A 23854-nucleotide genomic window follows, 5' to 3' on the forward strand; every position below is an offset into this window, starting at 1 on the left:
AGGCCGATGCAGGGCGCGGGACTCACCGGTGCAGGGCGCGGGACTCGCGAGATCACGGGGCGGCGGCGACAAGTCGATGTGTTCGTCCCGCACTGGTGGGACATACGGAGAGTAGTCAAATCCGGCCGAGACGCGTCCGATTCCCCGTTTCGGCCACAAAAAGTGACGCCGTACGTATCCGCCAGGCGCCTCCGTACTCCTTTCTCGTGAACAGGTACCGCGCGCGGGCGAAGGAGACGGTATGTCGCACAGCATGCAGTCGATCGAGGCGGATCCGGAGCCCGTACCGCCACGGGTCCGGCGGCTCACGCAGCCCGCGAAGGAGACCCCGATGCGGGTCGTCGCGGGCGGCAAGCCGGCCGGGCTGCGTGAGCTCGTGGACGCCGAGGTGCCTGGCGCGACTGACGGCGATCCGGTCGCGATCGATCGGCTGTTCTCCTACCTGCGCCCGCTCGTGCTGCGGTACTGCCGCGCGCGGCTGGGCAACGCGCGGCGCACGTTCCCGACCGCGGACGACGTGGCGCAGGAGGTGTGCGTCGCGGTGTTCCGCGCGCTGCCCGGGTACCAGAATCTCGGCCGCCCGTTCATGGCGTTCGTGTACGGGATCGCCGCGCACAAGGTGGCCGACGCGCACCGCGCGGTGGCCCGGGATCTCGCCGAGCCCACGTCCGAGACGCCGGAGATGACCAGCGCCGAGGTCGGCCCCGAGCAACTGGTGCTGCGCGGCGAGCTGACCGCGAAGATGCACGACCTGCTCGCCGTACTTCCCGCGCGCCAGCGGGAAATCCTGATCCTGCGGGTCGCGGTCGGCCTGACCGCGGACGAGACGGCCGTGCTGATCGACTCCACGCCCGGTGCCGTGCGGGTTGCCCAGCACCGGGCGCTGACCAGACTGCGTGCGATCTTGCGGGCCGATCAGCCCAGGTGAGCGTGGCCGGCGGCGGGGTGCGCCGGCCCGCCCCACGCATGGGCGCGCAATGACGCGACGATCTTGTCCCGCTTGCGCCGAGTGTCCAGGTACGCCGTCGGGCGCATGAACAGCAGCGCGTCGGAGGCGTACCGGCACCTGGTCCACACCTTGGCGGTGCACCCAGTGGGCGATCGCGGATGCTCGGACACCGCGACATAGATGATGTTGTTCGCGAAGATGTGCCGGGTATAGAGGCCGTTCTCTGTGAACGTGACCCTCCAGAGCACGCCGCACGCGGCATTCGCGGCCGTGCGCAGTGTACGCGAACTATTGCGGGAAACCTCGATCGAGAAATCCTTCTCCAGCTCCCGCACCCTATTTCTGCCGGTCAGGTACCTCGTGACGAAAAGCAGCGCGAGGACCGCGACACAAACGATCAGCCAAGCAACCATAACCTTTCACACCTCCGCCCATGTCCCCGTGGCTCCAAGGTCAGGGCGTAGATGATCGCGGCGTCGGACCCGGCAACGCCGACGGGTCACGTGCTCAACCAGAAGGTTCCATCAGTCCCTGACCGTGACAATTAGGTGTCCGAAGAAAGTGTTCTCCGATAGGAGTATTAACGGTCCCAGCCGGCATTTCGTCAAGAGGCTCGAACCATTTCGCGACCTTACTGTTTCCGCTTGGACAGCATCCCGCTTCCTTCCCGAAACCCGCCGTTCGGGGGTGGTAGCGCTGTGTAGACGTGCGGTGAACTTGATGCCACGAGTCCCCCGGGAGGAACGCCATGGCCAGGCGCGCACTGCTCACCACTGTCAGCACACTTGTCGGCGTCGTCGCGAGTATCGCGTTCGCCGGAACCGCATCCGCCAGCGCGGCACCAACGGCGCCACCGAAGGCCGCCGAGGTCACGTTCGCCGGCGCGCTCAAGCTGTCGAACTGCTCCGGATCGGTGGTGCGGCTGAGCACGTCGAAGCCGGAGGATCCCGCGCTGGCGATGTCCAACGGGCACTGCCTGGAGTCGGGCATGCCCGCGCCGGGCAAGGTGATCGTCAACCAGCCGAACCAGCGGTCCTTCGAGCTGCTCGACGCGTCCGGCAACTCCGTCGCCACGCTGAGGGCCACCAAGATCGTGTACGCCACGATGACCGGCACCGACGTGTCGCTCTACCAGTTGAGCACCACGTACGCGGAAATCCAGTCCCAGCACGGGATCGCGGCACTCGAACTCAACGAGCCGCACCCGGAGGCCGGCAAGGCGATCAGCGTCGTGTCCGGTTACTGGAAGGAGATCTACAAGTGCTCGGTCGACGGGTTCGTGTTCGAACTCCGTGAGGGCGGCTGGTCCTGGAAGGACTCGATTCGCTACACGCCCGGCTGCGCCACGATCGGCGGCACGTCCGGTTCGCCGATCGTGGACGACGCCAGCGGCAAGGTCGTCGGGGTGAACAACACCGCCAACGAAGACGGCCAGGAGTGCACGATGAACAACCCGTGCGAGGTCGACGAGAGCGGCAACATCACGGTGAAGCCCGACGCGCGGTACGGCCAGCAGACCTACCTGTTCTACGGGTGCATGGCCGACAAGAGCGAGATCGACCTCGCCAAGCCCGAGTGCAAGCTGGCCAAGCCGGCCGCGGTCGCGGTGCCGGTTCCGGCATCCGCGGCGTAGGCGGATCCGATCATGCGAACCCTGATCACCCTCGCGGAGGTCACCTTCGCCGGCGCGGGCAAGCTGTCCAACTGCTCGGGCGCCATCGTCCGGTTGAGCACACAACACGGGCAACGAGGACGGCGAGATCACCGCGCACAAGGGCACGAACTACGGCCAGCAGACCCACCTGGTCGCCGGCTGCATGGGTGACAAGAGCGAGATCGACCTCGGCAAGCCCGATTGCAAACTCCCCAAGCCAACCGCTTGAGCCCGCGGAGGTTCGCCTATGTCCAAGCTGACCGCCATCGTCGCCGTGGCCGCGAGCGCCTGTGCGTTCGCGCTCGGCACCGCCGCGCCCGCCGCGGCGGCTGAGCCGGCCGAGATCACCTTCGCCGGTTCGCTCGCGCTGTCCAACTGCTCCGGATCACTCGTGCGGCTGAGCACCTCGAAGCCCGAGGACCCGGCGCTCGCGCTGTCCAACGGGCACTGCCTGGAGTCGGGCATGCCCGCGCCGGGCAAGGTGATCGTCAACCAACCGAACCAGCGATCGTTCGACCTGCTCAACGCCGCCGGCGACAAGATCGCCACGCTCAAGGCGACCAAGATCGTGTACGCCACGATGACCGACACCGACGTGTCGCTCTACCAATTGAGCACCACGTACGCGGAAATCCAGTCCCAGCACGGAATCGCGGCACTCGAACTCAACGAGCCGCACCCAGAGGCCGGCAAGGCGATCAGCGTCGTCACCGGCTACTGGAAAGAGATCGGCACGTGCTCGATCGACCGTTTCGTGTACCAGCTGCGCGAGGGTGACTGGACCTGGAAGGACTCGATCCGCTACACGCCCGGCTGCGACACGAGGGGTGGCTGGTCCGGCTCGCCGGTGATCGACAACGCCAGCGGCAAGGTGGTCGGCGTGCACAACACCACGAACGAAGACGGCCAGGAGTGCACGATGAACAACCCGTGCGAGGTCGACGAGAGTGGCAAGGTCACCGTGCACAAGGGCACCCGGTACGGGCAGGAGACGTACCTGTTCTACGGGTGCATGGCCGACAAGAGCGAGATCGACCTCGCCAGGCCGGAGTGCAAGCTGCCCAAGCCCGCCCTCGATCGCACCGGGGTGCTGGCTCCGGCCGCGTAGCACCGGGCAGGATGGCCGCATGAAACCCGATGTGGCCAGCGCGTACCTGCGCCGGATCGGTGCGCGCGAGCAGCCGCCGAGCGTGGAGGCGTTGCGGGACCTGCAACAGCGGCACCTGCGTACCGTTCCGTTCGAGAACCTGAGCATCCATCTGGGTGAGCGGATTCGGCTGGACGAGAAGGCGCTGGTCGACAAGATCGTGACGCGGCGGCGCGGCGGCTTCTGTTACGAGCTGAACGGGGTTGTTCGCGTCACTGCTGCGCGCGCTCGGCTACGAGGTGACGATGCTCGCGGCGCGGGTGCACCGTCCCGACGGGTCGTTCGGGCCGTTGTTCGACCACCTGACGCTGCGGGTGGATCTCGACGAGCCATGGCTGGTCGACGTCGGGTTCGGCCGGCACGCGTACTACCCGTTGCGCGCGGATTCCGTTGCGCCGCAACAGGATCCGAGCGGCGTGTACGAGGTGCGGGCGGCCGCCGACGGTGACACGGACCTGGTGTTCGACGGCACGCCGGCGTTCCGGATGGAGGCGCGGCCTCGGGTGCTGGAGGATTTCGAGCCGACGTGCTGGTGGCAGGAGACCGCGCCGGAGTCGCACTTCACGCAGAGCCTGACCTGCTCGATGCTGGACGGCGACGGGCGGGTGACGATCAGCGGCGACCGGCTGATCAGGACGACCGGCGAGTCGCGCGTCGAGGAGACGCTGAACGGCGACGCCGCGGTGCTGGACGCGTATCGCACGATCTTCGGGTTCGAGCTGGACCGGATGCCCCGACTGCGGGATGCCTCGTGAACCTCACCAAGGCGTTCCCGGCGCAGGCGTACGCGCGGGCACTGGAATCGTGGGCCTGGGTCGGGCTGGACGGGTTGGAGCCGGGGTTCACGTCGCTGTTCGGTGACGTGTTCTTCAAGGGGCGCAACGGTTTCTGGTACCTCGATACGATCGAGGGCACGCTGACCATGCCGTGGGCGACGATCGAGGAGCTGCGCGCGGAGCTCGACACGCCGGAGGGTCAGGACCGGTATCTGCTCGGCGCGCTGGCGATGGCGGCGCACGAGCGGGGGCTGGTGCTCGGCGAGGCGCAGGTGTACGCGTTCGCGCACCCGCTGCGGCTCGGCGGCTCCCCGGAGGTCGACAACATCGAGGCGATCGACTTCACCGTCGGCGTGCACATCGCCGGCCAACTGCACGATCAGCTGCGCGACATTCCCAAGGGCACCCCGATCTCCGGCATCACGATCACCGATAGCTGAACCCCTTGCGCCCCAACGCTTTTCGCCGTACCTGGGGTGCCCACTGCACCCCCCGCCCACCCCACCTTCGGGGGGCGGTCCGATGGCCATTGTATCGGCGGGTGGTGGTCGGGCGAGGTGGCTTGATCGACATGTGGATAAGACGGCCCTTGTGGATGGATCGGGGTCAGGCTGGGCGTTCGGCGTCGCCGATGCGGGGGAACGGCGCGGTGGAGAAGATCACCTCGACCTGCACCTCGAAGTACTGCGCGATCTTCAGCGCGAGGTAGAGGCTCGGGCTGTACTCACCGCGCTCGAGGTAGCCGATCGTCTGGTAGTGCACGCCCAGCGCGTCGGACAGCTCCCGCCGTGAGATGCCCCGCTCGGCGCGCAGCATCGCGATGCGGTTGTAGATCACCTCGCTCACGACAGGCACCTTCTCACGTCGCTCATGTGATCCTCTGCATCGCCTTGTGCCGCCGCTGCGCCACCGCCGCACCCGACTCGCGCCGCGCCATCCTGCGCAACACCACCGGCGCGACCACCAACCCGATAACAGCCCAGACACCAAGCACCGCAACGGTTTCCAACTGCCGCCACGATTCCCCGATCTCGATCGCCACGGCCGCGTCCGGCAGCAACGCCGACCGCACGCCGAGCCCGAGCCAGTACATCGGGAACACCTGCCCGATCCACTGCAGCCACTCGGGGAACAGCGTGATCGGCGCGAAGATCCCGGAGATCGCGGCCAACCCGGCGATCGGCAGCATCAGCGCGCCGACCGCGCGCGGGTTGGTCAGGAACGAGCCGGCGATCGCGCCGAGCGGCATGGTCGCGAGCAGACCGAGCACCAGGATCCCCAGCAGACCGAGCCACGCGCCGGCGTCCAGCCGCAGCCCGTCGAACAGGAACGCGCCGGGCACGATGATCGCGGCGGCGACCACCAGCGCGGACCCGCTCACGGTGACGACCTTGCCCACCATGTAGCCGACCATGCCGGACGGCAATGCCTTGGCGCGCAACAGGGTTCCGTCCTCACGCTCGACGGCGAGCCGCCCCGCGATGTCCATCAGACCGCTGATCATGATGTTCATCCCGATCACACCGGGCAGCGCGAACACCGCCTGCGACAACGGGAACCCGGCGAGCGTGTCCCCGCGCATCGAGAGCATCACGATCAGCAGGATCACCGGCGTGAGCAGGTTGCCGAATATGTCCTGCCCGTTGGTCGCGGTCTGCTTCAGCTCGATCCACCCGCGCGCGAGACCGGCGCGCACGGCGTTGGCCGTGTGATTCATGCCCTCATCCGATCCGCTGCAGCGCCTTCTGCTGGCGTGCCGCCACCGCCGCACCGGACTCGCGCCGCGCCATCCTGCGCAACACCCTCGGCGCGAAGGTGACCGCGACGACCGCCCAGACGGCGAGCACCAGGAACATCTCCGGGTACCGCCAGGACTGCCCGACCTCGATCACGACGGTCTCCTCCGGCAGCAGCGCCGACCGCATCCCGAGACCCATCCAGTACATCGGGAATGCCTGGCCGATCCACTGCATCCACTCGGCGAGCCTGGTGAGCGGCGCGAAGATGCCGGAGATCGCGGCCAGCAAGCCCATCGGGATCATGAGGATCCCGGCGGCCCTCGGTGAGGTCATCAGCGAACCGGCGATCGCGCCGAGCGCCATCGTGCCGGCGAGGCCCAGCACCAGAACGCCGGCGAGCACGAGCGCCGAGCCGGCGGTGAACACGAACCCGTCCAGCAGGAACAGGCTCGGCACCAGCACGATCAGCAGGCTGACCACGGTCATGCCGGCGACGCTGACGACCTTGCCGAACAGGTAGGCGCCCATCCCGTTGGGCACCGCCTTGGCGCGCAGCAGGGTGCCGTCCTCACGCTCGACGGCCAGCAACTGCGCCACCCCGAGCACTCCGCTGAACAGCACGGTGATGGCCAGGACGCCGGGCATGATCGACGAGCCGATGGAGATCTCGGTGCCGGGCAGCTTGTCGCCGCGCAGCGAGACCATGACGATCAGGAAGATCGCCGGGGAGAGCAGGTATCCGAACACGTCCTGCCCATTGGTGAGCGTCTGCCGGAACTCGATCCAGCCCCGGATCAGGCCCGCCCGGACGATGACCGCACGTGTGGAACTCATGCCCCCGCCTCCGTTCCGACCTCGGTGATCTCGGCGAACTCGCGCAGCACCGCGTCGCCCTGGCCGGACTCGGCCTCGCGCACCAGTGCCATGTAGGTGTCCTCGAGGCTCGCGCGGTGCACCTCGAGATCACCGATCGCGTCACCGTGTTGCTTGAACAGCTCGTGCACGTATCGCGTCGACTCGGTCGTGGAGTGCACGAACCGCTGGCCGTCGCGGGTCCACTTGATCTCGGCCTCGGTGGACATGCGGCGGGACAGCTCGTCGGCCGAGCCGTCCGCGATGATCTTCCCGCCGGCCAGGATCAGGATCCGGTCGGCGAGCTTCTCGGCCTCGTCGAGGTCGTGCGTGGTGAGCATGATCGTGGTGCTGGCCTCGTCGGACAGCCGGTGCACCAGTTCGTGGAACTCGCGGCGGGCCTCCGGGTCGAAGCCCGCGGTCGGCTCGTCCAGGAACAGCAGCTCGGGCCGGCCGACGATGCCGATCGCCACGTCGAGCCGGCGCCGCTGGCCGCCGGAGAGCTGCTTGATCTTCTTCTGCGCGTGCTCGGTGAGGCCCACCGCGTCGATCAACTCGTCGGCGTCCCACGGCCGCGTGATCTTGTCGGTGGAGTACGGCCCGTAGTACATCCCCAAGTGCGCCAACAGTTCCCGGACGCGCCACTTGCCATGGTCGCGCCAGGACTGGAGCACGACGCCGACCCGGGCACGCCAGTTCTCGTCACCGTGTGCCGGGTCGACGCCGAGTACTGACACGTCCCCGGCCGAGCGCATGCGGAAGCCTTCGAGAATCTCGATCGTGGTCGTCTTGCCGGCGCCGTTCGGCCCGAGCAGCGCGACCACCTCGCCCGGCCGCGCGACGAAATCCACCCCGTTCAGCACGTCGGTCGACCCGTACCGCATCCGCAGCCCGCGAACGTCGAGTACCAAACCCTCCCCCGGCGGTTCACCCTCACGAGCGGTCGTCACCGGCGCAGTCACCCCTGTCATAGGACTCCACCCTTCGGTCTTACTTCTACAGTGGACTGTAGTATATGTACTACATGCCTGTCGACCAGTCAGGCGATTGACTCACGGCCGGTAGTCATTCATGCTTTCTGTGTTACCTGGGACTGGGGGTCTCATGCGACGCAGACGGGTTCCGGCCGCGTCGGCGATCGTCGCCGTGGTGGTCGGCACGACGACGGCGTGCCTTCCTTCGATGACCGACGACAGCAACCAATGCAACCTGCGGGTGGACAATCCGCATGTGTCAGAGCGGCAGCGCAAGCTCGGAAATCTGACGATCGACGCGAAAGCGCGCGTCGAGTGCGACATGTCACCCGGAACGCATCTCGTCACGATGACGCTGGAGCGGCTCGTCAGCGGAACGTGGCTGCACCGGGAGACCTCCGATCCCGATCAGAGGATTCCCGGCCCGGGCAAGCCGTTGACCTACATGGTCGCCGTCAATGAATGTGTCCCTGGGCGGTGGCGCGCAACCGCGACGGCGCAGGGAAAACTCAAGGGGAAGCCGTTCCATTTCACCGACGAGAAGCAGAGCGACATCCCGAAGGCGAAGTGCGAGGTAGGCCGATGACGAACGATCACGCCGGGCTGCCGGAGCCCTTCCTCGGCGAGGACGGGTTTCCGTTGGTGCTGCGGCACATTCGCGCTGAGGTAGAGAGTCGCGGCGGGCGGATCGAGGGCACCGGGCTGGCGTGGCGGCTAACGCACCCGGACCTGCCGGACCTCGCCGTCGAGTTCACCGAGGACGGCGAGGTGATCATCGACGCAGGGGACGGCGCGGGCCTCGACGTGCACTGCGACGCGGCGTGGCGGATCGGTCCGGCGGAGCGTCCGTGGGCGCACGTGGAGGACGTGCTGCTCGCCTTTCTGGAAGGCGGATTCACCTACACGACGTGGACCGACGAGCGCGGCGAAATCCGGAAATGGCGAATTCGCCTCGTCGGATCGCACCATGACGAGGCGGGTGGGCTCGGCGTGCCGACCGACGATTCCTGGACGGCGGCCGAATCGCGCTATCCGGCGTGGCCGGGCGCTAGCTCGCAAACTTCGCGAGGGTGATCAGGGGGCGCAGGTCGGACAGCCACAGGGCGGGGCCGTCCGGGTTCTTCGAGTCGCGGACGCCGGCCGCGTCGCAGTGGTTGGCCAGCTCGACGCAGTCGCCGTTGTCGGCGGAGAAGCTGGACTTGCGCCAGGCGATCTCGACGCAATTGCCGTTGTCGGCGGAGAAGCTGGACTTGCGCCACGCCAGGCTGGCGGACACGTCAGCGGCCATGGTGACCTCCGGGTCAGGTCTTCAACCCCTTGATCCGTGACGAGATCAGGGAGGCGGTGTCACGCTGCCCCAGGGCAGCACCGAGCAGGTTCTCGGCACTGCGATTATAGGCCCGCACCTGCAGGTCGTCCTGCACGTACATGGCACCTTCCTGCATCTCGACGTAGCCGATGTCGCGGAACTCGGTGAAGCCGAGCAGGGTGAACTTACCGGTGTGACCGGCGTGCACACCGACCGAGGTCTTGATCACCCGGAGGTCCACGTTGGGCAGCTTGTTCAACTCCAGCAGATGCTCCAACTGCGTTCGCATGGTCTTCGGGCCGCCCACCGGACGATCCAAAGTGGACTCCTCGATCACGGCCCGCAGGGTCAGCGAGTTCTCCGAGTCGGTCAGCCGGCGCTGCCGTTCGGCGCGCAACTCGACCACGCGGTCGGTGTTGTCGGCACGGACTCGTGGTGAGGAGCCGACCAACGCGGCGGTGTACGCCTCGGTCTGTAGCAGCGCGTTGATCGCGATCGGCTCGTAGCTGAACACCTCGGCGGCCAGGCCCTCCAGGCCGACGAACGTCTTCAGCCAGTCCGGCACCAGGTCGTCCCACGGCGCCCACCAGGTGCGCTGATCTCCTTTGCTGGCAAGGGAAACCATGCGATCGATGTCGGCCGGATCGGCGCCGTAGAATTCCAGCAGCCGGGCCACCTCGGTCGGGTTCTGGCCGTACTTGCCACTCTCCATCGTGGAGATCTTCGCGTCGGTGCGCGACAGCCGCTTGCCAGCCTCGGCCAGCGTGATGTCGGCAAGCTCGCGGTAGCGCTTCAGTTCGATGCCGATCAGCCAGCGCAGTGCGGAGGGGTCGTTGCGAGTCGTCATGGGCACATCCTTTCCGCTGAGTGGGTGCTACCCCAACACAGATCACCCGATCAGGGCATCGCTTAAGCTTAAGCTCATAACCTACCTTGAATGTGCGACCGGAAGGTCGTGGCCGGTCAGGCGGTAGGCGCGCTGGCCCCAGGAACGCCGCGAGGCGGGCAAGTGACGTTGCCCAGCCTCCCGCCTGACCGCGCCCGGACCAGGGAGGGACCATGCAGGCGCACGAGCGGAAGTTCCGCTGGCAGAACGCGGGTGGACGGCGGCACGCCACGCGCCGCAAGCCCCACGAGCTGCCGCCGCGACCGGGAGAGCAGGTCACCGTCCTCTGTGGACAGACGATCACGCTGATCGATGACGACTTCCCTGAGCTGCAACGGAATCAGCTGATCCACCCGACCTGTCGCGAGTGCAACCGGCTGTGGTGCGCCGACGAAGGAATCCCCCTCCCCGCCGCACTGTCCAAACCGGACCGTGCGCGATGAACCAGCGGCCGGCGCGGGCCGCCCCGACCCCGCGCCGGCCGCTTCCCACGTCCACGACGGATGCTGGCTGCCCGGCGTGTTCCGCCGCATGCTGCACTGGGTGCGCTACGGCACCCGCGGCCACCTGGTCAGCGGCTCGTCGCCGGCCTACTACGCCGTGTGCGGCTCACCTTGCTTCGACCCACGAGGAGCCCGCCACGCCTGGGGCGACTGGGAAACCTGCCCGGACTGCGCCACGTACACCTGTGCTCCCCTCACGCGCGAATCCATCCCGCCGATGTCGGACCCCACCGCTACCGTGGGCCCATCGGGGGAACCTCAGAACGCACTGAATCCACCTTCACGCCTTCGTCACGCTGTGCAACTGCCCCCGATCACCCGGGAACAGGCCGCTCGACGAACGAGCGCACCGCGTTGACCAGCTCGATTTCACCCGGCACCAGCGGGCTCACACCGCTCGTGCCGCGCGTCAATGGCGGGCAGCTCTCGGTGCGGCCGTCCAACTGGAACGTGGTCAGCACCCGGCCGGTCCGCGCCTCGACTAACTCGAAGGTGTACCGCGCCGGGACCACGGCCAGCGATCCGCTGCTCCCGGTGGCGTTGCCGATCCCCTGATAGGCGCAGCCGCGCACCGAACCGCCGACCGAGTCGAGGTACTCGCAGAGCACGAGCTGCATGGTTCGGCGACCCTCATCGGCCACCAGCCAGTTCGCGGGCAGTGGCGTGTCCTTGTCGCGCTGGGGCGCTCCGTGGCCGTCGCCCGGGCGGCGATCGGCGAACCAGCGGCCCACCGGATGCGGACCCGGTCCGGCGTACGGCGCGGCGTCCGGAAAGGTCTGCCGGCCCGCGGCGACCTCGGCCGGCGTCACCGGGCAGGGCACGTTGACCGGTGCGCGTTCCGGCTCCTCCTCGAACAACCGCGGCACGATCAGCGCGGCCGCCGCGCCGATCACCACGCCGAGGGGAAGCAGCCACTGCGTTCGTCGGGTCATCAGAACTCCAGCACGGCCATGTTCTCCTCCAGGTGCGCCGCGCTGCCGGTGCCCGGGATCAGCAGGATCGACGGCGACCGGCGCAGCGTCAAGGCCAGCGCCACCTGCGTCGGCGTCGCGTCGTGCCGCGCGGCCACCTCGGCGTCGTCGCGGTGCACCAGGTTGTAGTGGTTCTGTACGGCGGTCACCGGCGCGATCCGTTGCGCGCGTGCGACCGCCGACGGCGTGACGTTGGAGATCCCGAGGTGCTCGATCAGGCCCTCCTCACGCAGGCCGGCGAGCGTGGCGAACCGATCCGACGGGTGCAGCGCCGCGCGGATCAGCTCGTTCGCGCTCACGCCGTCGCGCGCGTAGAACGACGCGGTGTCGACGTGGTTCACGCCCAGTTCGACGGCCCGGTGCGGGACGGCGATCGCGGTATCCCTCGGCCACTTCGGCAGGCTCATCGCGCCGAAGCCCATCCGCCCCACCGAGCGTTCGCCACCGAGATTCCACTGCCCCGCAAGGGTTCCCAGTGTCATGCGTGCACCCCTACCGGCAGCACGCCGCCCGCGACCGTCCATTGTGGACGGTCGCGGGCGGCGGTGTGGACTACTACTTGCTGGCGACCTTGCGGTACTTCGCCACCGCGAGCGGCGCGAAGACCGCGATGATCGTGACCGAGCAGATGATCGAGTACAGCGCGGCGTTCTCCACCGGCCAACCGTGCGGCTCCGGAATGTTCGGAATCGGCGGCGACATCGGGTTGCCGAACAGCTCACGCGAGGCGTTGGCGATCGCGGTCACCGGGTTCCAGTCGGCGAACGCCTTCAACGGCTGGGGCAGGCTCGTCTGCGGCACGAAGGCCGAGGAGATGAAGGTGACCGGGAACATCCAGATGAACCCGGCGCTCTGCGCCACCTCGACACTGCCGGCCGCCATGCCGATCAGCGCGCCGATCCAGGACATCGCGAACCCGAACAGGAACAGCACCGCGAAGCCGAGCACGGCCTCGCCGAAGCTGCTTTCGATCCGCCAGCCGACGAGCAGCCCGCACAGCGACATGACCACCAAACCCACGCCGGTCACGGCGAGATCCGCCGCGGTCCGCCCGAACAGCACGGCCGCCCGGGACATCGGCAGCGACCGGAACCGGTCGATGATGCCCTTCTGCAGGTCGTTGGCCATGCCGATGGTGGTGTACGCCGAGTTGAACGCCACCGTCTGGGCGAAGATGCCGCCCATCAGGAACTCGCGGTACACCTCGGGCTGGCCGCCACCCATGCTGCCGCCGAACACGAACGCGAACAGCAGCACGAACATGATCGGCTGCAGCGTCGCCGCGAGCAGCAGCTCCGGATTGCGGCGCACGTTCGTCAAGTTGCGCCAGGTGATCACGCCACCGTGGCTCAGACCCTGCGCGAGGGTGGTCATGCGGAGGCCCCCTTCTTCTTGGCGCGCTTGCCCTTCTTGTCGGCCGGCTCCTCCGGCTCCTGCTCGGCCACATGACCGGTCAGGCTCAGGAACACGTCGTCAAGGGTTGGCCGGTGCAGCGCCGCGTCGTGCACCGCGATGTCCTGCGAGTCCAGCCGGCGCAACGCCTCCATGAGCGCCTTGGACCCAGCGTCCACGTGCACCTCGACCTTGCGCAGGTGCTCGTCGACGGTCGGCTCGCCGGACCCGACCTCGGCCAGCGCGGTGCGCACCGCGGGCAGGTCGGCCGCGTCGGTGGCGACGATCTCCAGCCGCTCACCACCGACCTCACGCTTGAGCTGGTCGGCCGTGCCGCTGGCGATCACCTTGCCGCGGTCGATCACCATCATCGAGTTGGCCAGCTGGTCGGCCTCCTCCAGGTACTGAGTGGTGAGCAGCACCGTGGTACCGGCGGTGACCAGCTCGCCGATCACCTCCCAGGTGTCCAGGCGGCCGCGCGGGTCGAGCCCGGTGGTCGGCTCGTCCAGCACCACCACGCTCGGCGACGCGACCAGCGCGCCGGCCAGGTCCAGGCGCCGGCGCATACCGCCGGAGTAGCCCTTGGACGGACGGTCGGCCGCCTCGGTCAGGTCGAACCGGTCGACCAGCTCGCGGGCCCGCGCGCGGGAATCGGCGCGGCTCTTTCCGTAGAGCCGGCCGACCATGTACAGGTTCTCCAACGCGGTCAGGTTCTCGTCGACCGCGGCGTACTGGCCGGACAGCCCGATCGACCGGCGAACCGCGTCCGGATCGGCGAGCACGTCGTGGCCGGCGACCCAGGCCCGGCCCGAATCCGGGCGCAGCAGGGTGGTCAGGATCCGGACCGTGGTGGTCTTGCCGGCGCCGTTGGGGCCGAGCAGACCGAGCACCTGTCCGGTGGGTATCTCCAGGTCGACGCCGTCGAGCGCGCGGGTGGACCCGTAGGTCTTCACCAGCGCCTCGGCGCGCACCGCGACCTCGGACGAGGGCATGACGTGCCTCCAGAAGGCAGCAGAAGGATTGGCGATCTTGCGTGCGCGAGGCTACGCCGCCTGACCGACAATTCCCCAGTCGATTTCGCCGAAGGCGATCAGGTTCCGCCGGAAAGTGTCCGGAAAGGTGTCAGAGCTCGACGCCGGTCCACTCCAGACAGCGCCAGCCGGATTCCGCCGACTCCAGCAGCACGTGACCGGTGTTGGGCAGCAGCGCGACGCTGGCCAGCTTGTGGTCGACATTGCCGGCCAACCACTGCGCGACCAGCCTGATCACGCCGCCGTGGCTGACCACCACCACGTGGCCGCCCGGGTGCCGTTCGAGGATCTGGTCGATCGCGGTGAGATACCGCTCGCGAATGCGCGCGGCCGACTCACCGCCTGGCATCGAGCGCTCCAGGTCGCCGGCCGCCCACGCCTTGAACACGTCGTAGAACTCGTCCCGCGCCTCGGAATCCGTGCGCCCCTCGAGATCGCCGACGAACACCTCGTGCACGCCGTCGATGATCTCCACCGGCAGCCCGTGCGCCTTCGCGACCGGCTCGGCGGTCTGCTGCGCGCGGGTCGCGGTGGACGCGTAGATCGCCACGACCGGGTCGGCGGCGAGCCGGTCGGCCAGCGCGTCGGCCTGCCGCCTGCCCTCCGGGGTCAACGGCGGGCCGGGCGGCGCGGAGTCCAGCGCGCGGCGCAGGTTCGACTCGGTCTCGCCGTGTCTGACGAGCATCAGGCGGGTTCCGCTCATGCCGACCGTCCACTTCGGACGCCGTCCAGCCACGCGTCCGCGTCGGCGTAGGCCTGGTCGGTGTTGTTCGGCGGCACGACCGCCATGGACGCGTCGGCGTTCGGGTACGAGCCGAGGAACCGCACCTCGCGGCACCGCCGGTACAGCGCGGCGAGCGCGTCGCCCACCCGCCGCTCGGCGATGTGGCCGTCGAAGTCGAGGTAGAACCGGTACTCGCCGAGCCGGCCGCGCTTCGGACGGGACTCGATCCTGGACAGGTTGATGCCGCACTCGGCCAGCTCGGTGAGCAGTTCGGCGAGCGAGCCGGTGCGGAAGGAGTCGGGTTCCACGATCAGTGACGTGCGGTCCGCGCCGGTGGGCGGTCGCACCGGCCCGGGGCGGCGCAGCAGCAGGAACCTGGTCACCGCGTCGCGCACGTCGGCGAGGTCGGTGGCGAGCACGTCCAGCGGATAGTGCTCGGCGGCGACGGGTGCGGTCACCGCCGCGTCGTACCGGCCCTCGGTGACGTCCACGGCGGCCGCGGCGGTCGAGGTGGCGGCGACGGGCGCCGCGCTGGGCAGGTTCTCGGCGAGCCACCGGCTGACCTGGCCGAGCGCGTGCGGATGGCTGGCCACCGTGCGGATCTCGTGGCGTGCCATGCCGGGCCGGGTCAGCACGGTGAACCGGATCGGGATCACCTGCTCGCCGACCGCCACCAGCGGCTCGTCAACGGCGAGCCCGTCCATGGTGTCGGGGACCGAGCCCTGCACGGAGCTTTCCAGCGGGACGCAGGCGGCGTCGGCCTTCTCGGCGCGGACGGCGGCGAGCGCTTCCGGCACGGTGGCGACCGGAACGAGTTCGTCGGAGCCGTTCGTGGCGAACGCCCTGGCCGCCTGTTCGGTGAAGGTCCCCTGAGGTCCGAAGTAGGCGATGCGCGGCACGCCACCACTCTAGGCGCTGTCCGATCTGGTTCTTCGGCCGCGAGCCGGCGGGACGGGAAAGATCCACGAAACGGAGCGCGGACATGTGAGTGTTCCCAATTGCCATATGACGGTTACTTGGGGTGCACCGGGGATGCCATGCTGGGAGCCGTGACCGCCGAGTCGAGGGCTGAGCCAGACACGACGTCGACCGCACGTTCGGACGGCGGTGCGCCGCCTCGACTGGTTCTCTGCGCGGTGGAGGAGCAACTCGGTCAGGCATGGGAAGCGCAACTCGGCGACCGTCCCGGCGTTCGGGTTTTCCGCGGCTCGACGCTGAATGTGCCGGCCGAGGCGGTGGTCAGCCCGGCGAACTCCTACGGCTGGATGCGCGGCGGTGTCGACGCGGCCTACGCGACGGAGTTCCCCTCGGTGGAGCAGAACGTGCGCAGCGCGGTGCTGGCCACGCACGGCGGCGAGTTGCCGGTGGGTGAGGCGCTGATCGTGCCGACCGGTTCGCCGTCGCCGGCGTGGTTGATCAGCGCGCCGACGATGCGCGAGCCGGGTGAGCGGCTGCCGGCGGACACGGTGCACCCGTACCTGGCGGCGCGGGCGGTGTTCCGGTTGTGGTTGGCCGGTGTGCTGGACGACGGCACGCCGGTGCGCGAGGCGGTGCGCACGATCGCGCTGCCCGGGCTCGGCACGGGGGTAGGCGGTGTGGATCCGCGCACGTGCGCGCGGCAGGTCATGGCCGCGTGGGACGAGATCTTCGGCTGAACGCACACGCCCTGAACGCACGAAGGGAGCGCCCGTACTGGACGCTCCCTTTCGCGGGGAGTAAGTGTTCACTCACCCCCGGGTAAGTACTCACTCACCCGACTTGTCGGACTCCGTCCCGCCCTCGACGGCCGGGCGCTCGCCGGCGGTCAGACCGCGCACCTGGATCTTGCGCGGCTCCACCTTCGGCTTGGACACGTCGCGCACCCGCACGTGCAGCAGGCCACGGTCGTAGGTCGCCTCGACCGACTCCGCCGTCACGTGCTCGGGCAGCGAGAACTCGCGCCGAAACGATCCGGACCGGGACTCGCGGACCAGCACGCCGCGCTCCTCGGAGCTGGCGCGCTCCGCACGGCTGCCGCTGATCACCAGCTTGCCCTCGGCCACCTCGACCTCGACGTCCTTCTCGACGTCGACGCCGGGCACCTCGACGGTCACCACGACGTCCGTGCCGTCCTTCACCACGTCGACCGCCGGGACGAACTGCCCGGTGCCGGCCGGGAACGAGCGCCGGATCAAGCTGTCGAAGTCGCCGTCCAACTGGCGGAACAGCGCACCGAACGGATCCCGTGTCGTACGAACTGCCAGTGCCATTTCTACACACCCTCCCTGTGCTCTCACCTGGGCCGATAGACGCTGAATTAGCACTCGGCCTTCGTGACTGCTAACGGACGGGCGACTGTGGTTGTTCCCGGGGCACGATGTCCGAGTGGCACATCGAGTACAGACGCCGTTCGGCGCGGTGACATTCCTGCCGGACGCCGAGGCCCCCGCCATCGAGCTTCGCGTGGCCGAGGTGGATCCCGCGCTCGGCGATCACCTGGAGCCGATCGCCGCGTGCTGGGGCGCGGTGTGGCGGATCACCGCATCGGCAAGAACGCCGGAACTGCGCCTGTCCGCGACGCTCACCGCATTGCCCGACGGCGTGCGCGGCGGCGCGGACACCGGTGAGCGGCTGGCCGCGGTCACCTACGAGAACGCCGACACGCGGCTGTCCATCGGCACCCACGACGAAGAGGCGATCCGCGCCCGCTGCGGCACCGACCTCCCGGCGAGCTGGGCCGACGCCTTCCCCGAGCACGAGCCGTGGAACAGCGAGTTCGGCGTCGACTGCGGCCGCACCACCCCCGGGCTCACCTGGCGGCTGCCACCGCTGGCTGCCGGCGAGTCCTGCGTGATCCACGCGGCCGTCGCGTGGGGTCCGGCGCGCGACGACGCGGCCACCTGGATCGCCGTGGACACCGACCCCACGCGGCTGCTCGGCCAGACCCGACGCTGACCTGCACCTTTGCTCCGCCGGCGTACTTTAGCGGGCTAAAGTACGCGAAACATGAACGGAGCGATCGCTAAGTTTCGGACACCGGCACAGGGGCATTGCTAGACGGCGCGCTCCAGGTCCAGCTCGTCGTTGACCGGAATCCCGTAGTCGCCGATGTCCGGAATCTCCGGTTTGATCCGCCGCGCGTGCGTCACCGCGCCGGGTCGCAGCGTGCTGAGACGAAAACCACGCCGCTGATAGAAGCGCAGCGCGTCCAGGTTGTCGTTGGTCGTGGTGAGCACCACCCGCTTGCGGCCGAGTTGCCGTGCCACGCCGATCACCGCGTCGATCAGCGCGGACCCGATACCGGCCCGCCGCTGTTCCGCGTCGATGGTCACGACCTCGACAAAGTCCGGTTCGACGGCGTAGGTGAGCGCGCCGGCAAGCTGTCCCCGGCGTTCGGCGAGCAGCCCTGGCAGGTTCCCCGGATGGAACGTCGTGCCGTGCGCCACCACGATCGAGGTACCCCAGGAGTGGACCAGCAACCGCCGCACGGCGGGCCTGTCACGCTCGCCGATCGCTCGAACGGTGTACTCGGTCACAGCGCGACTGTGCCATGTGCGCCTAGGTTGTCGCGGTAACAATCACGGCACGAGCAGGAGTCCTGATGGGCCGAGTGCGTGACCTGACCCCGTATGTCGAGCTCGGCCGCGACCAGTGGCGGGAACTGCGCCAGGCGACCCCACTCACACTGACCGACGAGGAGCTGACCCGGCTGCGCGGCCTGCGCGACCCGGTCGACCTGGACGAGGTCGCCGACGTGTACCTGCCGCTGTCCCGCCTGATCAACCTTCAGGTGGCCGCGCGCCAGCAACTGCACCAGGCCACCTCCACCTTCCTCGGCGACACCTCGCGCAAGGCGCCGTTCGTGATCGCGATCGCCGGGAGTGTGGCGGTCGGCAAGTCCACCACCGCGCGGATCCTGCGCGCGCTGCTCGCCAAGTGGCCCGACCACCCGCACGTCGACCTGGTCACCACCGACGGGTTCCTGTTCCCCACCGCCGAGCTGGAACGGCGAAACCTGTTGCACCGCAAGGGTTTCCCGGAGAGCTACGACCGGCGTTCGCTGCTGCGGTTCGTCGCCGAGGTGAAGTCGGGCGCCGAGGAGGCCCGCGCGCCGGTGTACTCGCACCTGGCCTACGACATCGTGCCGGACGCCGAGCAAGTAGTACGCCAACCTGACATCTTGATTATCGAGGGATTGAACGTGCTGCAGCCGGGCCCCCGGCTGATGGTGTCGGACCTGTTCGACTTCTCGATCTATGTGGACGCGCACACCGACGACATCGCGAAGTGGTACGTGGAGCGGTTCCTGGCGCTGCGCTCGACCGCGTTCGCCGACCCGGCGTCGCACTTCCACCACTACGCCCCGCTGCCGGACGCGAAGGCCGAGGACGAGGCGCGACGGCTCTGGCGAGAGATCAACGAGCCGAATCTGATCAGCAACATCCTGCCCACTCGCCCGCGTGCCACCCTCGTGCTGCGCAAGGACGCCTCGCACCGCACCACCCGGCTGCGCCTGCGCAAGCTCTGAGACAGGGTTCAGCCCGCTGAACCCTTTCGCCTTGCTAAGGGGTTCAGCGGGCTGAACCCGCGCGAGGTGGCGATGGCCCGGGCCGCGTCCAGGTAGGCGCGCACAAGTGGGCGGCGATCATCGGCGCGCGCGGCGACGGCGAGGCGAGCCGGCGAGATGCCGCGCACCTCGCGGGTGATCACGTCGCCCCTGGTCACCAGCGGCGAATTGCCCGTCGCGAGCAGGCACACGCCCCGACCGTCCACAAGGGACTCGTAGGTCTCGTCCGGGCTGCTGATCTCGCCGCCGATCACCGACGGGCGGCCGCCCCGCGCGTCGAGCGCCAGCCAGTAGTCGCGCAGCGGCCCGGCCGACGAGGGCAGCGCCAGGAACGGTTCGTCGAGCAGGTCGGCGAAGTCCACGATCTCCTTGCGCGCCAAGGGATGCGTGGCCGGCAGCGCCACGTGCCTCGGTTCCTCGGCGACGACGGTCCACCGGTAGCGACGCTCGTCGAGCAACGGCAGCCAGACGAACGCGACATCGGTGTCCGCGTCGGCGAGCCCGGCGGTCGGATCGCCCCACTCGACCTGCCGCAGGGTGATCCGCACGCCGTCGTGCTCGGCAGTGAACCGGGACCGGATCGCCGGGAGCAGGCCGCTACGCCCCGGGCTGGTGCTCATGCCGACGACGAGGGTGGCGCGCCGGGCCGCGGTCACCTCGTCCACGGCGGCGCGGGCGGCCGCCCACTCGGCGAGCACCCGCCGGGCGGCGGGCAGCAGCGCCGCGCCGGCCTCGGTCAGCCGCACCTCGCGGTTGTCCCGGTCGAACAGCGGCACGCCGAGGTGGCGTTCCAGGCTGCGCACCTGCTTGCTGAGCGACGGCTGCGACACGTACAGCCGCTCGGCGGCGTGGGTGAAGTGCAGGTCCTCGGCGACGGCCACGAAGTAGCGCAGATCGCGCAGGTGCACATCCATAACCAACGGTTATCACAGCAGGTCTTGGACGTGCAACCACGTGTCACAGCACAGTGGTTATCGAAAGATCGAGGTGAACCGAGAGGACGTGACAGATGAGCAGGGTGTGGTTCGTGACCGGCGCGAACAGCGGCTTCGGCCGGGCGATCACCGAGGCGGCCGTGCGGGCGGGCGACATCGTGGTGGCCGCCGCGCGGCGGGTGGAGGCGCTGGACGATCTCGTCGCCGCGCACCCCGACCAGGTCGACCCGGTGCGCCTGGACGTCACCGACCCGGCCGCGATCGACGCGGTGATCGCCGACGTCCTGGCCCGGCACGGCCGGATCGACGTGCTGGTCAACAACGCCGGCCGCACGCACGTCGGTGCACTCGAGGAGACCACCGACGCCGAACTGCGGTCGCTGTTCGAGGTGCACCTGTTCGGCCCGGCGGCGCTCACCCGCGCCGTGCTGCCGCACATGCGCGAACGGCGGTCCGGCGCGATCGTGCAGCTCAGCAGCATGGGCGGGCAGATGTCGTTCGCGGGCTTTTCCGCTTACAGCGCAACGAAGTTCGCGCTCGAGGGCCTCTCCGAGGGGCTGGCCGACGAGGTGCGTCCGCTCGGCATCACGGTGCTGATCGTGGAGCCCGGCGCGTTCCGCACGGGCCTGTTCGGCGGCGGCTCGTTCAGCGCGGAACTGCCCGAGTACGCGGACACCGTCGGCGCGACCCGGCAGATGGTCCAGTCCAATAACGGTACGCAACCCGGTGACCCGGCCAAGGCGGCGGCCGCGATCATCACCGCCCTGGACGCCGAGCGCACGCCGCTGCGGCTGCCGCTGGGCGGCGACGCCGTGGACGCGGTGCTCGGCCACCTCGACGCCGTGCGCACCGAGGTCACCGAATGGGAGAAGGTCGCTCGGACAACACAGTTCGACTGAACAGTCCCGCCTCCCCGCAATTCCCCAGTATTGGGTGCCTTTCATGACAGCCGCGGTCGCGTCGTCACCGTGGCTGGGCCGCGTCACGTTCCCTTAGGTGCGGTTGCCAGGAACGCAAGTCAAATGACGTGGCCGAGGTCAATCTGCTTGTCGGCCGTATTCTTTCGTACGTGCCGATCAGGGTCCTGCTCGTCGACGATCACGAGGTGGTCCGCCGCGGTCTGGCGGACCTGCTCGGCGAGGAGGACGGCATCGAGGTGGTGGCCGAGGCCGGCGGGGTCGGCGAGGCGCTCGCCCGTGCCGAGGCGACCCGCCCGGACGTCGCGGTGGTCGACGTGCGGCTGCCCGACGGCGACGGCGTCTCGCTGTGCCGGTCGCTGCGCGCGCTGGACGACCCGCCGCGCTGCCTGGTGCTCACCGCGTTCGACGACGAGCGTGCCCTGGTCGAGGCGATCTTGGCCGGCGCGTCCGGCTACCTGCTCAAACAGGTGCGCGGACAGGAGCTGGTGAACGCCGTGCGCGAGGTCGGTGCCGGCCGCTCACTCCTCGATCCGGTGACCACCGCGCGGGTGCTGGAGCGGATGCGGCGCGCCGAGGAGACCGACGAGCTGGCCGTGCTCAGCGAGCGGGAGCGGCGGGTGCTCGAGCTGATGGGCGAGGGCATGACCAACCGGCAGATCGCCGAGCAGCTGTTCCTCGCGGAGAAGACCGTGAAGAACTACGTGACCTCGGTGCTCGCCAAGCTCGGCATGGAGCGCCGCACGCAGGCCGTCGCCTGGGTGGCGCGGCGCTCAGCACGAGAATCCTGACAGCACGCGAGTCATGACAGCCCGGCAAGCTTGTACGCCACAAGGGATCCGGCCACCGCGACGTTGAGGCTCAGCCCGGTGCCGATCATCGGGATCTCCACCGCCTCGTCCACCAATGTGGTGGCCTCCACCGGAATCCCGTCGCTCTCGTGTCCGAGAACGATCACCGTGCGGCGCCGCGCCGGCCGCAGGTCGGCGAGCCGAGTGGCGCCGTCCACGAGCTCGACGCCGAGCACGGCGGATTCGGCCTCCCGCTGCGCGCGCAGCCACCCGACCGGGTCGTTCACCCAGTGCACGCACGATTCTCGGCGCAGCGTGTTGCCCTTGGCCAGCGCCTCGGTGGTCCACGGCCTGCGCGGCACGGCGAGGCAGGCGCCCACCGCGTCGCAGGTCCGCAGCAGTGTGCCGAGGTTGACGCCGTACTTCGGCCACAGCGGCGCGAGGATCAGATGGTCCCAGCAGGAATGGGCGCGGCGACGGCGACGGCCGCGCAGTTCACGGCGGGTGTGCACCCACATCGGTCCGCTCATCGCGGCGGGACGGTGTGCTCCTTGATCATGGGGAGGGGCGTTTCGCGGCACGCCCGAAGCCATCGACGGTGACGAATCACCGCTCAGGTTACCGGAACCTGCCAGGTCACCGTGGTGCCTTCGACAGCATTGGAGGTGATCTCGCACCGGCCGCCGACCTCCTCGGCGCGGTCGGCGATGTTGCGCAACCCGCGTTTGCTGACGCCCTGCGGGATGCCGCAACCGTCGTCGGTCACGCGCAGCCGCAGCGATGTGCCGGACAGTCCGATGTGGACGGACACGGTGCGTGCTCCCGCGTGTCTGACCACATTGGACAGTGCTTCGCGGAGCGCGGCACGGGCGTGGTCGGCCAGCGCCACCGGTACGTGGTCCAGGTCGCCGCTGATCATCAGGGACGGCGCGAACCCGAGCAGCTCGCCCGCGGTGGCGACCTCGGTGCGCACCGACTCGGCGAGATCACCACTCTCGGTGACCTCGGTCGGGTCGGGGTTGCGCATCGCGCGCACCGTCACGCGAATGTCCTCGATCGTGGCGTCGATCTGGTCCACCGCGTCGGTCAGCCGTGCGGCGTCCTGTTTGGCCATTCGCCGGGATGGCTTGCGCGCCAACAGGTCCAGCCGCATCCCGGCGGCGTACAGGCGCTGCACGATCACGTCGTGCAGGTCGCGCGCGATCCGCTCGCGCTCCTGGTAGACCGCCACCCGTTCACGCGCGGTGGCCCCCTCGGCGAGCAGCAGCACGAGCCCGGCCTGCGCGGCGAACGCGGTCAGCATCTCCACCATGGCGGGGTCGAACGGCGCGGCGCCGCGTTTGCGGTACACGGTCAACGCACCGAGCCTGCGCTCGCGGGTGCCGAACGGCGCGGCGGCGAACGGCCCGTAGTGGCGCAACTCCTTCGGCACGAAGGGCGCGGTACGCGGGTCGGAGGTCACGTCGTCCACGACCACGGGTACGCCGCTGCGGGCGACCCGCGCTGCCGAGGATCGCGCGGACAGGACTAGTCCAACCGGGTCATCGGCCGGCGGTGGGGGTGTGCCGTGCGCCGCCTCCACGGTGAGGGTGCCGTCCGGACCGCGAGCCATCACCAACCCGAGGTCGGCCTCCGCCAGTTCGGCCGCCCGGCGCACGATCAACGCGAGCACGTGCTCCGGATCGTCGCCGGACAGCGCCGCAGTGGCGATCTCCGTCGACGCGGCGAGGGCACGCGCGACTGTGGACTCCATCTCGC

The 23854-nt window shown here is 69.2% G+C and carries 31 protein-coding genes and 1 pseudogene; 14 read left to right on the top strand and 18 right to left on the bottom strand.

Annotated elements, in window-relative coordinates; all coding sequences use genetic code 11:
- Positions 1-331: 331 nt before the first annotated feature.
- On the top strand, positions 332-928 hold the full coding sequence (gene shbA, locus EV193_RS05335) for an RNA polymerase sigma factor ShbA (RefSeq protein ID WP_130342926.1): 597 nt from the start codon (positions 332-334) through the stop codon (positions 926-928).
- Here shbA and EV193_RS05340 read toward each other — a convergent pair.
- Positions 916-1362, bottom strand: coding sequence for a hypothetical protein (locus EV193_RS05340; RefSeq protein ID WP_130342766.1), 447 nt, complete (start codon positions 1360-1362; stop codon positions 916-918). The two genes, shbA and EV193_RS05340, sit on opposite strands and share 13 nt — an antisense overlap.
- Before the next feature lie 335 nt (positions 1363-1697).
- Between EV193_RS05340 and EV193_RS05345 the strand changes: the two genes are divergently transcribed.
- From EV193_RS05345 to EV193_RS05360, 5 genes and pseudogenes are all read left to right on the top strand, one after another.
- Positions 1698-2582 (top strand): trypsin-like peptidase domain-containing protein, encoded by an 885-nt coding sequence (locus tag EV193_RS05345; RefSeq protein WP_130342767.1) that lies wholly within the window; start codon positions 1698-1700, stop codon positions 2580-2582.
- A 268-nt stretch (positions 2583-2850) separates the two neighbouring features.
- Positions 2851-3711 (top strand): S1 family peptidase, encoded by an 861-nt coding sequence (locus tag EV193_RS05350; protein ID WP_130342768.1) that lies wholly within the window; start codon positions 2851-2853, stop codon positions 3709-3711.
- Between the two features lie 19 nt (positions 3712-3730).
- Positions 3731-3889, top strand: a pseudogene (locus EV193_RS34385) (arylamine N-acetyltransferase); the annotation flags it as partial.
- A 64-nt stretch (positions 3890-3953) separates the two neighbouring features.
- Positions 3954-4505, top strand: coding sequence for an arylamine N-acetyltransferase family protein (locus EV193_RS05355; RefSeq protein WP_278044157.1), 552 nt, complete (start codon positions 3954-3956; stop codon positions 4503-4505).
- Entirely contained in the window at positions 4502-4966 is a 465-nt protein-coding gene (locus EV193_RS05360) for a T6SS immunity protein Tdi1 domain-containing protein (RefSeq protein ID WP_130342769.1), read from the top strand. Before EV193_RS05355 ends, EV193_RS05360 begins: the two co-directional genes overlap by 4 nt.
- Before the next feature lie 166 nt (positions 4967-5132).
- Here EV193_RS05360 and EV193_RS05365 read toward each other — a convergent pair whose 3' ends face one another.
- The 4 genes from EV193_RS05365 to EV193_RS05380 are packed head-to-tail and all read right to left on the bottom strand — an operon-like array spanning position 5133 to position 8001.
- On the bottom strand, positions 5133-5372 hold the full coding sequence (locus EV193_RS05365; RefSeq protein ID WP_130342770.1) for a helix-turn-helix transcriptional regulator: 240 nt from the start codon (positions 5370-5372) through the stop codon (positions 5133-5135).
- A gap of 22 nt (positions 5373-5394) precedes the next feature.
- On the bottom strand, positions 5395-6243 hold the full coding sequence (locus EV193_RS05370; RefSeq protein WP_130342771.1) for an ABC transporter permease: 849 nt from the start codon (positions 6241-6243) through the stop codon (positions 5395-5397).
- A 4-nt stretch (positions 6244-6247) separates the two neighbouring features.
- Positions 6248-7099, bottom strand: coding sequence for an ABC transporter permease (locus EV193_RS05375; RefSeq protein ID WP_130342772.1), 852 nt, complete (start codon positions 7097-7099; stop codon positions 6248-6250).
- A complete protein-coding gene (locus tag EV193_RS05380) occupies positions 7096-8001 on the bottom strand; it encodes an ABC transporter ATP-binding protein (protein WP_207222517.1) in 906 nt (301 codons plus the stop codon). The genes EV193_RS05375 and EV193_RS05380 overlap by 4 nt, the downstream gene beginning before the upstream one ends.
- 298 nt (positions 8002-8299) lie before the next feature.
- Between EV193_RS05380 and EV193_RS05385 the strand changes: the two genes are divergently transcribed.
- Entirely contained in the window at positions 8300-8677 is a 378-nt protein-coding gene (locus EV193_RS05385; RefSeq protein WP_130342774.1) for a hypothetical protein, read from the top strand.
- Complete coding sequence (locus EV193_RS05390) at positions 8674-9165, top strand: hypothetical protein (RefSeq protein ID WP_130342775.1); 492 nt, start codon at positions 8674-8676, stop codon at positions 9163-9165. Before EV193_RS05385 ends, EV193_RS05390 begins: the two co-directional genes overlap by 4 nt.
- On the opposite strand, the gene EV193_RS05395 is transcribed toward EV193_RS05390, so the two are convergent.
- Entirely contained in the window at positions 9140-9379 is a 240-nt protein-coding gene (locus EV193_RS05395) for a DUF397 domain-containing protein (RefSeq protein WP_207222490.1), read from the bottom strand. The two genes, EV193_RS05390 and EV193_RS05395, sit on opposite strands and share 26 nt — an antisense overlap.
- Before the next feature lie 13 nt (positions 9380-9392).
- A complete protein-coding gene (locus EV193_RS05400; RefSeq protein WP_130342776.1) occupies positions 9393-10247 on the bottom strand; it encodes a helix-turn-helix domain-containing protein in 855 nt (284 codons plus the stop codon).
- 212 nt (positions 10248-10459) lie between these two features.
- Here EV193_RS05400 and EV193_RS05405 point away from each other — a divergent pair, with 212 nt between their 5' ends.
- Entirely contained in the window at positions 10460-10729 is a 270-nt protein-coding gene (locus EV193_RS05405; RefSeq protein ID WP_130342777.1) for an HC3 family zinc finger protein, read from the top strand.
- Positions 10730-11103: 374 nt separating this feature from the next.
- Here EV193_RS05405 and EV193_RS33145 read toward each other — a convergent pair whose 3' ends face one another.
- From EV193_RS33145 to pheA, 6 genes are all read right to left on the bottom strand, one after another.
- Positions 11104-11721, bottom strand: a complete 618-nt coding sequence (locus EV193_RS33145; RefSeq protein ID WP_165401236.1) for a hypothetical protein — start codon at positions 11719-11721, stop codon at positions 11104-11106.
- Positions 11721-12242 (bottom strand): aldo/keto reductase, encoded by a 522-nt coding sequence (locus tag EV193_RS05420; RefSeq protein ID WP_130342780.1) that lies wholly within the window; start codon positions 12240-12242, stop codon positions 11721-11723. The genes EV193_RS33145 and EV193_RS05420 overlap by 1 nt, the downstream gene beginning before the upstream one ends.
- A gap of 73 nt (positions 12243-12315) precedes the next feature.
- Positions 12316-13134, bottom strand: a complete 819-nt coding sequence (locus EV193_RS05425; RefSeq protein ID WP_130342781.1) for an ABC transporter permease — start codon at positions 13132-13134, stop codon at positions 12316-12318.
- Entirely contained in the window at positions 13131-14144 is a 1014-nt protein-coding gene (locus EV193_RS05430; RefSeq protein ID WP_165401237.1) for an ATP-binding cassette domain-containing protein, read from the bottom strand. The genes EV193_RS05425 and EV193_RS05430 overlap by 4 nt, the downstream gene beginning before the upstream one ends.
- Positions 14145-14274: 130 nt before the next feature.
- Positions 14275-14886, bottom strand: a complete 612-nt coding sequence (locus EV193_RS05435; RefSeq protein WP_130342782.1) for a histidine phosphatase family protein — start codon at positions 14884-14886, stop codon at positions 14275-14277.
- A complete protein-coding gene (gene pheA, locus EV193_RS05440) occupies positions 14883-15806 on the bottom strand; it encodes a prephenate dehydratase (protein WP_130342783.1) in 924 nt (307 codons plus the stop codon). The genes EV193_RS05435 and pheA overlap by 4 nt, the downstream gene beginning before the upstream one ends.
- Positions 15807-15956: 150 nt before the next feature.
- On the opposite strand from pheA, the gene EV193_RS05445 reads away from it, so the two are divergent.
- Positions 15957-16562, top strand: coding sequence for a macro domain-containing protein (locus EV193_RS05445; protein WP_242613145.1), 606 nt, complete (start codon positions 15957-15959; stop codon positions 16560-16562).
- Between the two features lie 90 nt (positions 16563-16652).
- Here the strand turns inward: EV193_RS05445 and EV193_RS05450 are convergent, their stop codons facing one another.
- A complete protein-coding gene (locus EV193_RS05450; protein WP_130342785.1) occupies positions 16653-17156 on the bottom strand; it encodes an Hsp20/alpha crystallin family protein in 504 nt (167 codons plus the stop codon).
- A gap of 115 nt (positions 17157-17271) precedes the next feature.
- On the opposite strand from EV193_RS05450, the gene EV193_RS05455 reads away from it, so the two are divergent.
- A complete protein-coding gene (locus EV193_RS05455) occupies positions 17272-17841 on the top strand; it encodes a hypothetical protein (protein WP_130342786.1) in 570 nt (189 codons plus the stop codon).
- A 98-nt stretch (positions 17842-17939) separates the two neighbouring features.
- Here the strand turns inward: EV193_RS05455 and EV193_RS05460 are convergent, their stop codons facing one another.
- Positions 17940-18422 (bottom strand): GNAT family N-acetyltransferase, encoded by a 483-nt coding sequence (locus EV193_RS05460; protein ID WP_130342787.1) that lies wholly within the window; start codon positions 18420-18422, stop codon positions 17940-17942.
- Positions 18423-18487: 65 nt separating this feature from the next.
- Here EV193_RS05460 and coaA point away from each other — a divergent pair, with 65 nt between their 5' ends.
- Positions 18488-19414: a type I pantothenate kinase gene (gene coaA, locus EV193_RS05465; RefSeq protein WP_130342788.1), complete on the top strand. Its 927-nt coding sequence runs from the start codon at positions 18488-18490 to the stop codon at positions 19412-19414.
- Positions 19415-19422: 8 nt separating this feature from the next.
- Here the strand turns inward: coaA and EV193_RS05470 are convergent, their stop codons facing one another.
- A complete protein-coding gene (locus EV193_RS05470; protein ID WP_130342789.1) occupies positions 19423-20367 on the bottom strand; it encodes a LysR family transcriptional regulator in 945 nt (314 codons plus the stop codon).
- A 95-nt stretch (positions 20368-20462) separates the two neighbouring features.
- Here EV193_RS05470 and EV193_RS05475 point away from each other — a divergent pair, with 95 nt between their 5' ends.
- Together EV193_RS05475 and EV193_RS05480 are read left to right on the top strand one after the other, a co-directional pair.
- Entirely contained in the window at positions 20463-21287 is an 825-nt protein-coding gene (locus EV193_RS05475; protein ID WP_130342790.1) for an oxidoreductase, read from the top strand.
- 170 nt (positions 21288-21457) lie between these two features.
- On the top strand, positions 21458-22096 hold the full coding sequence (locus tag EV193_RS05480; RefSeq protein WP_130342791.1) for a response regulator: 639 nt from the start codon (positions 21458-21460) through the stop codon (positions 22094-22096).
- 11 nt (positions 22097-22107) lie between these two features.
- Here the strand turns inward: EV193_RS05480 and EV193_RS05485 are convergent, their stop codons facing one another.
- Positions 22108-22626 (bottom strand): TrmH family RNA methyltransferase, encoded by a 519-nt coding sequence (locus EV193_RS05485; RefSeq protein ID WP_130342792.1) that lies wholly within the window; start codon positions 22624-22626, stop codon positions 22108-22110.
- A gap of 83 nt (positions 22627-22709) precedes the next feature.
- Positions 22710-23849, bottom strand: coding sequence for a GAF domain-containing sensor histidine kinase (locus tag EV193_RS05490; RefSeq protein ID WP_130342793.1), 1140 nt, complete (start codon positions 23847-23849; stop codon positions 22710-22712).
- Positions 23850-23854: the final 5 nt, after the last annotated feature.

Source organism: Herbihabitans rhizosphaerae (genome assembly GCF_004216555.1).
Lineage (GTDB): Bacteria > Actinomycetota > Actinomycetes > Mycobacteriales > Pseudonocardiaceae > Herbihabitans > Herbihabitans rhizosphaerae.